The following is a 12,112-nucleotide window of genomic DNA, read 5'->3' on the forward strand; positions in this document are numbered from 1 at the left end:
AGAAGGAGCGATCTGTGGGCAACCAGAAATACGATGCGTTCCTAAAGGTGGCTGAAACGGGCAGTTTCAAACAGGCCGCCCACGACCTAGGATACACCCAGGCCGGCATCAGCTACCTCGTGATCACGCTCGAACGAGAACTGGACGTGCCGCTGTTCGTGCGCGACTACGGCGGCGCGCACCTCACCTCGGACGGCGCCGATCTGCTTCCCTGGGTGCAGAACGTGTGCAACAGCGAGCGCCAGCTGGAGATGCGCCTCGCCGAGCTCAAGCACCTCGAAAGCGGCATCGTGCGCGTGGCGGCGTTCACGAGCACCGCCATCCAATGGTTCCCCGGTATCGCGAAGCGCTTTCTCGCACAGCATCCAGGCATCGACTTGCAACTGATCTGCGTCGACGACGAAGATGCACTGGAAGAGGCCGTGTGGCGCGGCGACGCTGACTGCGGTTTCTTCGTCTACCCCATCAAGCACGACCTGCACGCCGTCCCGCTGCGGAAGGATCCGCTCCTCGTGGTGCTGCCGCCCGACCATCCTCTGGCCGACGCGCCGTTCGTGCCGCGCGAGGCGCTGGCGGAAGAGCCGTACATCCGCCTGGAAAGCGGCACGTCGTCGGAAATGGAAACGCTGTTCCGAGCGAACGACGTGGAGCCCAACGTGCGGTTCACCATCGACAGCGACTATGCGGTGATGAGCATGGTCAGCGCGGGACTCGGATTCAGCGTGCTGGCCGACCTCATCCTGCGCGATGCGCCGTTTCCCCTGGCCGTCAAGCAGCCCGAAGTGGAAACAAGCCGCGAGATAGCCATAGCGCTGCGCTCGCTGGAAACAGCTTCAACGGCTACGCGCGCGTTCTTGGACGCAACGCAAGCCTGGATAGCCGATACGTACGAGGAGTGAAAGGACTGCCATCCTGAGCGAAGGCGGCAGGCTGTCATCCTGAGCAGCCAGATCAGGATGGCAACTTGCTAGCAGCCAAGCAGCGGCGGAACGTCCGTGCCGTGGGCGCACACGTAAGTAGGACGCTCCGCTTCAAGCACGATCTGAGGGAACATACCCCATAGCGCCGCCGCGGTGGCGCAGCCCGCACCGCTTCCTGACTGCATGTCGAAGGGACTGTCGCCCACGTACAGGCACGTCTGAGGAGCCAGCCCCAGCCGTTCGCAGCCGTGCGCCACGGGACCGGGATGGGGCTTGTGCTCCGGCCAGTCGTCGGAGCCGATGAGGAAGTCGAAGTATCCGGTCAGGCCGAACAGGTCGAGGCCCCGCATGGCCACCTCGTGTCGTTTCGACGTGACCACGGCCAGCGGCAAACCCGCTTCCTTGAGGCGTTCGAGCATGGGCACGGTGCCTTCGAACAGCCTGATCATGTCGTCGTGTACCTCGGCATTGTATTCCCGGTACACACGGCACAGCTCCTCGTGCACGGCCGGATCATCCGTGAAATCCCACATCTGGGTGTTGAGGGGCTGTCCCACCTTGGCCATGAGACGCTCGTCGGGGATAGCCTCGCGCAGCACCGTGCGCGCCGTGTAGCGAAACGTGGCGAGCAGCAGATCGTGCGTGTCGAGCAAGGTCCCGTCCAGGTCGAACAGAACGGCTTGCATATCGTGTGATACCATACCATCCTTCATTTCCGTTATGTGATTCGCGCGAAGCGCGAACAAGAACTCGCAGGTTGGCGCAGTAAGTCAGCGAGAGGCGCCCTGACGCCCGAGATCGCGGGGAGGGCGAGGGCGAAGCGTACTTCGGTACGCGAGTCCTCGACCTCGCCACGAGATCGGGTGCCAGGGCGCATCGCAGCGTCGGCCGGTTCCGCGTGCCGTCAGGCACGCGGAACACCCCTACTCGAACAGGCCGCCGAACAGGGAAAGCTCGGAGCCCCAGACCTTGGCGTTGCGCTGGGAGAACGCCAGCGCGTCGGTGAGGGCCGCCAGCGGGATGTCGCGGCGAGCGCCCGTGCTGCGGCGCTTGATCTCCACCTTCTGCTCGGCCAGGCCGCGCTTGCCCACGATGACCTGCAGCGGCCAGCCGATGAGGTCGGCATCGGCGAACTTCACGCCGGCGCGCTCCTTGCGGTCGTCGATGACCACCTCGAGGCCCAGCTTCGCCAGGTCGCTCGCCAGCTTCTCGGCCGCGGGCTGCACCTCGTCGTCGCCCACCGTCAGCGGGATGACGCACACGTGCGCGGGCGCCACCGTGAGCGGCCACATGATGCCGTTCTCGTCGTTGTGCTGCTCCACGATGGCAGCCATGGTGCGCGAGATGCCCACGCCGTAGCAGCCCATGAGGAACGGCTGCTCGGAGCCGTCTTCCGCCATGAACGTGGCGCCCATGGCCTTCGAGTACTTGTCGCCCAGCTGGAACACCTGCGACACCTCGATGCCGCGCGCGCCGTCCAGCGGCAGCCCGCACGACGGGCAGCTGTCGCCCGGCTGCACGATGCACAGGTCGGCCCACTCGTCCACCTGGAAGTCCTCGCCCAGACGCGCGCCCACGTAGTGGTAGCCGTCCTCGTTGGCGCCCACAACCCACTTCGGCACGGCCTGCAGGCTGCGCGCCGCGATGACGTAGGCTTCCTCGGGCAAACCGACGGGGCCCATCGAGCCCTTGTGCAGGCCGAAGGCTTCCATGTCCTCGTCGGTGAGCAGCGTGAAGCCGCCGGCCACGCGCGCCGCCTTCAGCTCGTTGAGCTCGTGGTCGCCGGGAATGAACATGACCACCAGCTTGCCCTCGTCGTTCTTTCCGGACAGAGCCTTCACCGTGGAGGACTCGGGGATGTCCAAGAACGCGGCCAGTTCGGCGATGGTGTGCACGCCAGGCGTGGCGACCTTCTCCATCGGCACGTCGTAGACGGTGGGGCGCGCCAGGCAGTCGCCGGCTTCGGTGTTGGCCGCGTAACCGCAGGTGCAGTGCACGAGCTCGGCTTCGCCCGCTTCGGCGAGCGCCATGAACTCGCAGGTCACGCTGCCGCCGATCTGGCCGGGGTCGGCCTCGACGGGACGGTAGTCCATGCCCATGCGGTCGCAGATGCGCCCGTACGCCTCGCTCATGTCGTCGTAGGTCTTCTGCAACGACTCCTGGTCGGCGTGGAAGCTGTAGGCGTCCTTCATGATGAACTCGCGGCTGCGCAGCAGCCCGAAGCGCGGGCGGATCTCGTCGCGGAACTTCACCTGGATCTGGTACAGCGACAGCGGCAGCTCCTTGTAGGAGCGCAGCTCGTTGCGCACGAGGGAGGTGATGAGCTCCTCGTGGGTGGGCCCGAGGCAGAACTCGCGGTCGTGACGGTCGACGAGGCGCATGAGCTCGGGGCCGTAGTCGTTCCAGCGGCCGCTCTCGTGCCACAGCTCGCCGGGCTGCAGCGCCGGCATCATGATCTCCTGCGCGCCGATGCCGTCCATCTCCTCGCGCACGATGTTCTCCACCTTGGCCAGCACGCGCTTGCCCAGCGGCAGGAAGGTGTACACGCCCGAAGCCGTCTTGCGGATGAAGCCCGCGCGCAAAAGCAGCCTGTGGCTGGCGATCTCCGCGTCGGCGGGATCCTCCTTGAGCGTGGGCGCGTACAGCTGGCTCATGCGCATGATATTCACGTTCGTCATAGCTTTCCTATCTCCTCCATCAAAGCGTCCACGATGGCGCTCTCCTCCACCTTGCGGACGACGTTTCCCTTCGAGAACACCACGCCCGAACCGACCCCGCACGCTACGCCGATGTCGGCGTCGGCGGCTTCGCCCGGGCCGTTCACCACGCAGCCCATGACGGCCACCTTGAGCGGCTTGTCGAGGTTCGCGATGCGTCCCTCCACCTCGCGCGCCAGCCCGATGAGGTCCACCTGGCAACGGCCGCATGTGGGGCAGCTGATGAGCTCTGGAGCGCGTCGGCGCAGGTCGAGCGCTGAAAGCAGCGTCCAGCACGCGCGGATCTCCTGCACGGGGTCGTCTGTGAGCGAGATGCGCAGCGTGTCGCCGATGCCCTCTTCCAGCAGGATCCCCAAACCGCAGGCGCTTTTGATGGCGCCTTGGAAGGTGGTGCCGGCCTCGGTGACGCCGATATGCAGCGGCACGTGGGGCAGCTCCTTACTGAGCAGGCGGTACGTGCGCACGGTAGTCATCACGTCGTGAGCCTTCGCGCTGACCACGAGTTCGTGGAAGCCGCGACCCTCGCAGTAGCGCACGTAGTCGACGGCCGAGCGTGCCAGCTTCTCCGATTGCGAGAGATCGTCGCGTGCAGCCAACTCGTTGTCGAGCGAGCCCGCGTTCACCCCGATGCGGATGGGGATGCCCGCCTCGCCCGCCGCGTCCAGCACGGCATCGGTTTTGGCCAGGCCCCCGATGTTGCCGGGATTGATGCGCAGCTTCGCCGCGCCGCGTTTGGCGGCCTCGATGGCGATGTTCGCATCGAAGTGGATGTCGGCGACCACCGGCAAAGGCGACCGCTCGCATACAGCCTGGAACACGTCGAGGCTTGAGCGGTGCGGGATGGCCATGCGCACGATCTCGCAGCCCGCTTGCGCGAGCGCGTCGATCTGCGCGAGGTTCGCCGCGACGTCGGTCGCCGGGGCGTTCAGCATGGACTGCACGACGACGGGCGCGCCGCCGCCGAGCGGCACGGAGCCCACCGACACCCGGCGGGTAGCCTCGCTAGGTTTGGCATGCGTTGCCACAAGAGCCTCCCGTTCTCCATCCCCCACCGCGTGCAGGCGCGGTGCTGGAACAGCGTCTCAACAGCCCGCAGGCTGCACGCGCCCAAGCGCGTCGCCGGCTATTTTACCTCTGATTACCCGGTTTCCGGCCAAATGCACAGGGATTTCGCGGGCGGGCGCACGACAACGAACGCACGCGAGGGCGCGGGAGGGAAAACGAGCGAACGAGTCGCACGCGCCGACGCGCCATCGAACCACCCGAACCGCACTGGAGGGCGCGTGCAGCGAAAAACGCCCGAATCTCCCAAGTTCGCGAGTTATGCGCACCTCCGTCATCCCGGAACGACCGTTTCGGGCGCAGTCGAGCGTTTCCGCTCAAGAAAACGCCAGGTCAGAAGTTTTCTTTGACTTACTTCGGTCACGCAGTCCGGTTTCGAAGTGCACATAACTCGTGGACATGGTGCTTTTCGAGCGATTTCGATGACGGAAGCGCGCGCAAGTCAAGGACTTGCGCCCCGACCGCAACGCCGAACGGTTCGCGAGCGCTGCGCACGCTGGCGCGGGCAGCGCGCTCTAACCGCCGAAACCCGCACCCGAGATGATGCGCTGGATATCCTGGTTCGCCATGAACAGGAAAAAACCGATGAACAGGATCATGCCGGCCGCGCTCAGGTAGTTGAGCGCGCGCATGGTCACGACCTTGCGCGAGATCTTCTGGAACACCTCGATGACGAAGCGGCCGCCGTCGAGCGGCGGGATGGGCAGCAGGTTCATAATGCCGAGCGACACCGAGATGGAAGCCACGAACGAGATGGCGCTCGCCAACCCCAGATCGACCGCCTGCTTCGACATGGCGGCGATCCCGATGACCGACGTCGAGTTCTGCACGACCTCGCCCGCCGTCGACGGATTGAACAGCCCCGCGATAAGCTGCACCACCATGCCGATGTACATGAAGCCCATCTGGATCGCATCGAGCGGGTTGACGTTGACGTGCCGGATGTCGCCCGCGCTGGTCTGAACGTCCACGCCGATGAGCGAGAACAACACGACGAACAGCAGGACCGCGAACAGCAGGTTCACGGCCACGCCGGCCACGAGGATGACCGAGCGCTTCCAGAACGGCAGGCTGCGGTACTGCTGCTTGTACTCGCTTTCGAACAGCGCATGCGCGTCTTCCACCGGGCGCGCCTGCCCCAGCTCGTAAGCGACGGCTCCTGCGGCTACCTGCTTCTTGCTCGGCTTGACCACGGGGGCGCGGTACGTGTTGTACTTGTCTTGCTTGGTGGGGCCGGCGATGCTGCCCCATTCGACGAGCTCGTCGAGCGCCTCGTACGCCTCGTCATCGGTGATGCCGCAGTCGCGGGCGATGTCTTCCATGTTCGCGGTTCCGCGGCGGTAGAGCGCGGCCAGCACGGGCTCGAGGTGCGGGCTCATCTCGCCCGGCTCCATCCCGCACACCTTCGCGTAGCCGCCCAGCAGAAACGGCGTGACGCCGAACTTCGTGCCCCATTTCGTGAAGCCAATGTTGGGACCGGGAAGCCCCAGCATGAACTCGGTCACGCGCACGCCGAACGCACGCGCCGCCAGATAGTGACCGCCTTCGTGGATGAACACGAGAAAGCCCAAGATGAGCGTGGCGTAGACGATCATGAGAACAATATCCATAAACTCGGTTCCCTTTCGGTCGCGAGGAATGCTTCTTTCGTGCTCTCATTATAAAGAGAAGGGCGAGCGGCACGGGCGCTGCGAACCGATGTGCGAAAAAACTACAAGGGCTGCGCGATGCGCGCACGATGCGAGAGCGTTTGCACGATTTGCGGAGGCTCGGCGGGCGTACGGCGCACACGGTCCGCAAGCCCGTCGCGCACGCACGCTGGGACCGCGTTGGATTCGTTGGCAAAGCGCGTGCAATCCGCGTTGGAAACAGGGGCACGCCACGTGGAAAACGCGCTGGAACCGCGTTGGATTCGCACCAGATCCGAGAGGAATTCCCGCTAGACCCACGCCAACAAAACGTAAGATGGCGTCGTTACAATGGAAGAGCGGGCCCGCGCAAACGAAACAACGAACCGGAGGAGCCTTTGGAGAGGATTGCCATGCCAGAAATTTGCACCTTTTACGGCATCAGGATCACTATCAATTGGGAGAAGAACGCTCCGCACCACAAGGCGCACTTCCATGCTTCCTACGGAGGCTTCGAGGCGGTATACTCAACGGAGGGAGAGCTGCTTGCGGGCAAGCTTCCTCCTCGACAAGCGAAGCTCGTTGTTGCATGGGCTGCTTTGCACAAGTCCGAGCTTGACGACAATTGGTACCTTGCAAGCTCGAACGGAACCTGTTTTCGCATTGACCCGCTGATCTGAGGAGGGCGCAATGGAGTGGCATCTCGACAAGAAGATCATCGACTTCGGCTTCGACGACGAAGATACGATCGTCATCGACTGGAACGACGGCAGAAGAAGCGCGTTCGACCCGTATCCCTACATGAAGGGCGCCATGGAGAAGCTGCTGGACGAAGACTACCTGAAATTGGCGTACCTCACCGGTTACGGGCGGAGCATCGCGTGGCCCGGCAACCTGGACTTCGGCGTGCAGCTTCTCTACGAAGCGTCCGTTACCGATAGCTCCGAAACGCCTTTGCCGCCACGAGGCCCGCACATGCGATGGAGCCCCGAGGCGCTCATCGTCCGCCTTAAGTTTGCCGAGGACGGCAAGATCCTGGTCGATTGGAGCGACGGAACCGTCCGCGAGTTCGACGCATGGAACCATGCGAACGACGACGACATCGAAAAGTTCGTCGATCCGACCTACCTTGCGCAAGCGCGCGTCACACCCGAGAGGGATGCCATCGTCTGGCCCGACGGCGAACGCTTCGATGCCAAGACGCTCTACGAGCGCTCGGCCGTCGTGGGCTTCGAACCCTCGGCGAAGCATCTCGCGCGCGGAGCCCTTCGCTAGCGCACGTTCCTGCGCGCTTCCGCTCGCGCCCAGGCGTCGAGTTCTTCCAGCTGGTCGAGGCTTTCCACGCGTTGGACGCCTTGGCGCTCGTGAGCGTCCATGACGGCCTCGACGCACGCGGCGATCCCCAGGTAGCTGCCCTCTTCGGCGAGGAAGGCGGCGACGGCCACCTCGTTCGCGGCGTTCATCACGCAGGGCAGCGTGCCGCCGCGCTCGCCGGCCGCGCGAGCCAGCGCCAGGCAACGGAACGTGTCGGTGTCGGGAGCGGCGAATTCGAGGGTACCCAGCTTCGTGAAGTCGAGCGGCTCGACCGGCGCGTCCCAGCGCTCAGGGTACGACAGCGCGAACTGGATGGGGATGCGCATGTCGGTGGTGCCCAGATGGGCCTTCACGCTGCCGTCCGAGTACTCCACCATGGAGTGGATGGCGCTCTGCGGCTGCACGACCACGCTGATGCGATCGTAGGACATGGCGAACAGGTGGTGCGCCTCGATGACCTCGAGACCCTTGTTCATCAGCGTGGACGAGTCGATGGATATCTTCGCGCCCATGTTCCACGTGGGGTGCGCGAGCGCCTGAGCGGGCGTGATATCGGCCAGGTCGGCTCGCGTGCGGCCGCGGAACGGTCCGCCCGACGCCGTCACCCACAAGCGCGACACCTCGCGCGGGTCTTCGCCCAGAAGGCACTGGTAGATGGCGCCGTGCTCGGAATCGATGGGCATGAGGCGCCCCGGCTCGGCGGCCATCGGCATGATGAGGTCGCCGCCCACCACGAGCGACTCCTTGTTCGCGAGCGCCAGCACCTTGCCAGCTGCGAGCGTCTCGTAGCTGGCGCGCAGGCCGGCCGCGCCCACCAGCGCGTTCACCACGATGTCGGCCTCGGGCAGGCGCACGAGGCCCACCACGGCGTCGGCACCGAACCCGAGCGACCCTTCGCCGCCCGCGTTGTGACGCGCCACGGCCTCGGCCAGCGACGACGGCGCGCTCGCTGGCTGCTGCGTGCCTCCGTGCGATCCGCTCAGGATGGCGTTTCGCAGCTCGTCGGCAATCGGCTGCTCAGCCAGGCGCTCGTCGCCCACCGCGAGGTGGCGCACGCCGAACTCGCGCGCTTGCGCCAGCAGCTCGCCCGTGCGCGTGCCCACGGCGAGGCCCACCACCTCCAGCTTGTCCGCATGGCGACGCACAACGTCCAGCGTCTGCGTGCCGATGGAGCCCGTGGAGCCCAAGACCACTATGCGTTTCATGCACGCCTCCTAGAAACAGGTCGAACGTAAACCGTCGGTAGGGTTGGCTGCGGCGCCCGAGGCCTGCCGCCGTCAGATCAGCGGAACCGGGAACGGGATGCAGCCGAAACCCAAAAGCAGTATCGCCGAGGTCACCGCCACCAAGAACAGCGAGTCGCAGCGATCCAGCAGGCCGCCGTGACCCGGCATGATGGTGCCAGAGTCCTTGAAGCCGGAATTGCGCTTGATGCGGCTCTCGGCCAAGTCGCCCAGCACGCCCATCAGCCCGCTGATGAGCCCGAACGCCATCGCTTGCGGGATGGACATCGTCACGCCGGGAATGAGGGTCATCAAGCACCAGAACGCGGCCGATCCCACGAGCCCCGCAATGAACCCCTCCCAGCTCTTCTTCGGCGAGGTGCGCGGCGCCAGCTTGTGCTTGCCGAACTTGCTTCCCACCAGATAGGCGAACGAATCGTTCGCCCATACGCTGAGGAAGATGCCCAGCGCCAGCACGCCGCCCCATGGCTGGGGCAGCGCCGTGCGGACGACCACGAGCCCCGACAGCAGCATGCCGCAGTACGCAGCTCCGAAGAAGCTCACGCCCACGTCGGGCACGCGCGCCCGCATCCAGAACACGTACCACACGATCAGCGCCAACAGCAACGCGAGGCTCACGTACAGCGCACCGTTCAGCCCCAGCAGAAACACGCTGAGCGGGTACAGCATGGCCGCGATGATGCCGAGCATCTCGTTGGGCAGCTTCGCGTCCGAACGCAGCATATAGTAGAACTCGCCCGCCGTGATGCCCGCCGTAGCCACCAGGAACGCCACGGTGGTCCAGTCGCTGACGAGGATGCACAAAACCGACAGCGCCACATACACGAATCCCGTGCGGAAACGCACTTGCAAGTCGGTGGCGTTCTTCAGCTTCTCGGGCGTCTTCTCATAGGCGAAATCCTTGATGCGCCCCGTGCGCGAGCGGTCATCTTCCGCCTCAGCCTTTTCGTCGGGCCGCGGCGCCACCTATTTCACCGCCCCGAACCGGCGATCGCGCGACTGGAACTCCAGCAGCGCGCGCAAGAACTCGTAACGGTCGAAGTCCGGCCACAGCGTCTCGGTGCACACGAACTCGGAATAGGCGATCTGCCACAGCAGGAAGTTCGACACGCGCATCTCGCCGCTGGTTCGGATGAGCAGGTCGGGGTCGGGGATGTCCGCGGTGTACAAATGGCGAGACAGCGTCGCCTCACTTAAAGGCTCGGGTTCGCGGCCCTCGCGCAACGCGGCATGCGCGCCGTCCATGTAGGACCGCATAGCGTCGAGCAGCTCCACGCGGCCGCCGTAGTTCACGGCCACGACCAGCGTCATCCCGTCGTTGTCCTTCGTCTTCTCCCACGCCTTCGCGAAGGCGTCGCGCGTCTTCTTGGGCAGCTCGTCGGTGCGCCCGATGGTCATCACGCGCACGTGCTCTTCGTGCAGGCCGTCCACCTCGGCCAGCATCGTGGTGGCGAACAGGTTCATGAGGCCGATGACCTCGTCCTGCGGGCGCTTCCAGTTCTCGGACGAGAACGAGTAGATGGTCAGGTAGCGCACGCCCACGTCGGACGCGCAGCGGATGGTTTCGCGCACTGCCTCGATACCGGCCTTATGGCCGAACAGGCGGTTCTTCCCCCGCTCTTTCGCCCAGCGGCCGTTGCCGTCCATGATGACGGCCACATGCTGCGGCACCGCCGCAGCATCGAGCTGCGACGGATCGAGATCCGCCGGGGGGTTCGGGAATATGTAGTCAAGCGGTTTGTTCAAGGCTACCTCACAAAAGACGAGAAGCCGACGGCCTCATGGCCGCCGGCTTCGGAGATTTAATTCGGCTTCGCCGAATTAAATCTCCATGACCTCGGCTTCCTTCTTCTTGAACGCCTCGTCGACTTCGGCGATGTACTTGTCGGTGAGCTTCTGCACCTCCGCCTGGCCGCGGCGCTCGTCGTCCTCGGGAAGGCTGTCTTCCTTGACGGCGCGCTCGATGGCGCTGTTGGCATCGCGGCGGGCGTTGCGCACGGCTACGCGGGCTTCCTCTGCGTAGCCCTTACACTGCTTCACCAGCTCGCGGCGGCGCTCCTCGGTGAGCGCGGGGAACGGCAGGCGGATGACTGAGCCGTCGTTCGACGGCGTCACGCCCAGGTCGCTCTGGAGGATGGCATGCTCGATGGCGCCCAGCACGCCTTTGTCCCACGGCTCGATGACCAGCATGTGCGCGTCGGGCGTCTTGACGCCCGCCATCTGGTTCACCGGGGTGGGCACGCCGTAGTAGTCCACCCTGATGCGATCGAGCACCATGGCGTTCGCGCGCCCGGTGCGAACGGAGGCGAATGCGTCGCCCAGCGAGCCCAGCGCCTTCTCCATGCGCTCTTCGGCCTGCATCATAATATCGTCGATCATCCCGGTTCCTTTCACCCTGCGTTTCGCAACGCGTCCGCCGCCGACGGAGGCGGGTGCGCGCGTTTTCGTTATTCTACTGCGATTCTACCGTGGTTCCCACGTCTTCGCCCTTCAAAGCGCGCGAAATGTTGCCTTTAACGGTAAGGTCGAACACGATCATGGGAACGTCGTTGTCCATGCACAGCGACGTAGCCGTGGAATCCATGACGTTGAGCCCCTTGGAGAGCACCTCCATGTAGCTAACGCGGTCGTAGCGCTTGGCATCGGGGTTCTTCTTGGGGTCGCTGTCGTACACGCCGTCCACCTTCGTGGCCTTCATCAGCACGTCCACGTCCAGCTCGCAGGCGCGCAGCGCCGCGGTGGTGTCGGTGGTGAAGTACGGGTTGCCCGTGCCGGCGGCCAAGATGACCACGCGACCCTTCTCCATGTGGCGGATGGCGCGTCGGCGGATATAGGGCTCGGACACTTCCTGCATGTTGATGGCGCTCTGCACGCGCGAGAAGATGCCGTGGCGCTCGAAGGCATCCTGCAAGGCCAGCGCGTTCATCACCGTGGCCAGCATGCCGATGTAGTCGGCCTGCGCGCGATCCATGCCCTCGGCCGAACCGGCCAAGCCGCGGAAGATGTTGCCGCCGCCCACGACCACGGCCATCTGCACGCCGGCGCGCACGATTTCGGCGATCTGATCGGCAAGGTCGTCCACCACCTTCGGATCGATGCCGTAGCCGACGTCGCCCGCCAGCGCCTCGCCGGACAACTTGAGCAGCACGCGATCGTAGCGGTATCCTTCAGACATAAGCCTTATCCTCTCGGTGGTCGTTCATATAGGTTGCTCTAACCGTTCATCT

The 12,112-nt window shown here is 64.9% G+C and carries 12 protein-coding genes; 3 read left to right on the forward strand and 9 right to left on the reverse strand.

All coding sequences use genetic code 11. The features are described 5' to 3' along the window. The first annotated feature begins 14 nt into the window (after window positions 1-14). Window positions 15-899 (forward strand): LysR family transcriptional regulator, encoded by an 885-nt coding sequence (locus tag GT590_RS10320; protein WP_161171076.1) that lies wholly within the window; start codon window positions 15-17, stop codon window positions 897-899. A 68-nt stretch (window positions 900-967) separates the two neighbouring features. On the opposite strand, the gene GT590_RS10325 is transcribed toward GT590_RS10320, so the two are convergent. From GT590_RS10325 to GT590_RS10340, 4 genes are all read right to left on the reverse strand, one after another. Further along, window positions 968-1,621, reverse strand: a complete 654-nt coding sequence (locus tag GT590_RS10325) for an HAD family hydrolase (protein WP_114551947.1) — start codon at window positions 1,619-1,621, stop codon at window positions 968-970. A 222-nt stretch (window positions 1,622-1,843) separates the two neighbouring features. Next, the gene (locus tag GT590_RS10330) at window positions 1,844-3,598 is read right to left on the reverse strand and encodes a proline--tRNA ligase (RefSeq protein WP_009306572.1); all 1,755 of its coding nucleotides are present in this window, start codon (window positions 3,596-3,598) and stop codon (window positions 1,844-1,846) included. Next, window positions 3,595-4,662 carry a flavodoxin-dependent (E)-4-hydroxy-3-methylbut-2-enyl-diphosphate synthase gene (ispG, locus tag GT590_RS10335; RefSeq protein ID WP_015761201.1) on the reverse strand — a complete coding sequence of 356 codons (1,068 nt, stop codon included), beginning with the start codon at window positions 4,660-4,662 and terminating at the stop codon, window positions 3,595-3,597. Before ispG ends, GT590_RS10330 begins: the two co-directional genes overlap by 4 nt. Window positions 4,663-5,214: 552 nt before the next feature. Next, complete coding sequence (locus GT590_RS10340) at window positions 5,215-6,309, reverse strand: site-2 protease family protein (RefSeq protein ID WP_009306577.1); 1,095 nt, start codon at window positions 6,307-6,309, stop codon at window positions 5,215-5,217. A gap of 416 nt (window positions 6,310-6,725) precedes the next feature. Between GT590_RS10340 and GT590_RS10345 the strand changes: the two genes are divergently transcribed. Both GT590_RS10345 and GT590_RS10350 read left to right on the forward strand, forming a co-directional pair. Continuing rightward, the gene (locus GT590_RS10345; protein ID WP_227791084.1) at window positions 6,726-7,007 is read left to right on the forward strand and encodes a DUF4160 domain-containing protein; all 282 of its coding nucleotides are present in this window, start codon (window positions 6,726-6,728) and stop codon (window positions 7,005-7,007) included. A 10-nt stretch (window positions 7,008-7,017) separates the two neighbouring features. Beyond that, window positions 7,018-7,602, forward strand: coding sequence for a DUF2442 domain-containing protein (locus tag GT590_RS10350; RefSeq protein ID WP_009306580.1), 585 nt, complete (start codon window positions 7,018-7,020; stop codon window positions 7,600-7,602). Here GT590_RS10350 and dxr read toward each other — a convergent pair. From dxr to pyrH, 5 genes are all read right to left on the reverse strand, one after another. Then, a complete protein-coding gene (gene dxr / locus GT590_RS10355) occupies window positions 7,599-8,846 on the reverse strand; it encodes a 1-deoxy-D-xylulose-5-phosphate reductoisomerase (protein WP_009306582.1) in 1,248 nt (415 codons plus the stop codon). The two genes, GT590_RS10350 and dxr, sit on opposite strands and share 4 nt — an antisense overlap. Window positions 8,847-8,918: 72 nt before the next feature. Then, a complete protein-coding gene (locus tag GT590_RS10360) occupies window positions 8,919-9,851 on the reverse strand; it encodes a phosphatidate cytidylyltransferase (protein ID WP_009306584.1) in 933 nt (310 codons plus the stop codon). Next, window positions 9,852-10,631, reverse strand: coding sequence for an isoprenyl transferase (locus GT590_RS10365; protein ID WP_009306585.1), 780 nt, complete (start codon window positions 10,629-10,631; stop codon window positions 9,852-9,854). A 75-nt stretch (window positions 10,632-10,706) separates the two neighbouring features. Further along, the gene (gene frr, locus GT590_RS10370; RefSeq protein ID WP_009306587.1) at window positions 10,707-11,264 is read right to left on the reverse strand and encodes a ribosome recycling factor; all 558 of its coding nucleotides are present in this window, start codon (window positions 11,262-11,264) and stop codon (window positions 10,707-10,709) included. 73 nt (window positions 11,265-11,337) lie between these two features. Then, window positions 11,338-12,060, reverse strand: coding sequence for a UMP kinase (gene pyrH / locus GT590_RS10375; protein ID WP_009306589.1), 723 nt, complete (start codon window positions 12,058-12,060; stop codon window positions 11,338-11,340). Between the last annotated feature and the right edge of the window lie 52 nt (window positions 12,061-12,112).

Source organism: Eggerthella sp. BIOML-A1 (genome assembly GCF_009875595.1).
GTDB lineage: Bacteria > Actinomycetota > Coriobacteriia > Coriobacteriales > Eggerthellaceae > Eggerthella > Eggerthella lenta.

Bases quoted from the DNA above. Each gene is read 5' to 3' on its own strand.
- GT590_RS10325 (WP_114551947.1), bottom strand. From the start codon at position 1,621: ATGGTATCACACGATATGCAAGCCGTTCTGTTCGACCTGGACGGGACC.
- GT590_RS10330 (WP_009306572.1), bottom strand. From the start codon at position 3,598: ATGACGAACGTGAATATCATGCGCATGAGCCAGCTGTACGCGCCCACG.
- GT590_RS10340 (WP_009306577.1), bottom strand. From the start codon at position 6,309: ATGGATATTGTTCTCATGATCGTCTACGCCACGCTCATCTTGGGCTTT.
- GT590_RS10350 (WP_009306580.1), top strand. From the start codon at position 7,018: ATGGAGTGGCATCTCGACAAGAAGATCATCGACTTCGGCTTCGACGAC.
- dxr (WP_009306582.1), bottom strand. From the start codon at position 8,846: ATGAAACGCATAGTGGTCTTGGGCTCCACGGGCTCCATCGGCACGCAG.
- frr (WP_009306587.1), bottom strand. From the start codon at position 11,264: ATGATCGACGATATTATGATGCAGGCCGAAGAGCGCATGGAGAAGGCG.
- pyrH (WP_009306589.1), bottom strand. From the start codon at position 12,060: ATGTCTGAAGGATACCGCTACGATCGCGTGCTGCTCAAGTTGTCCGGC.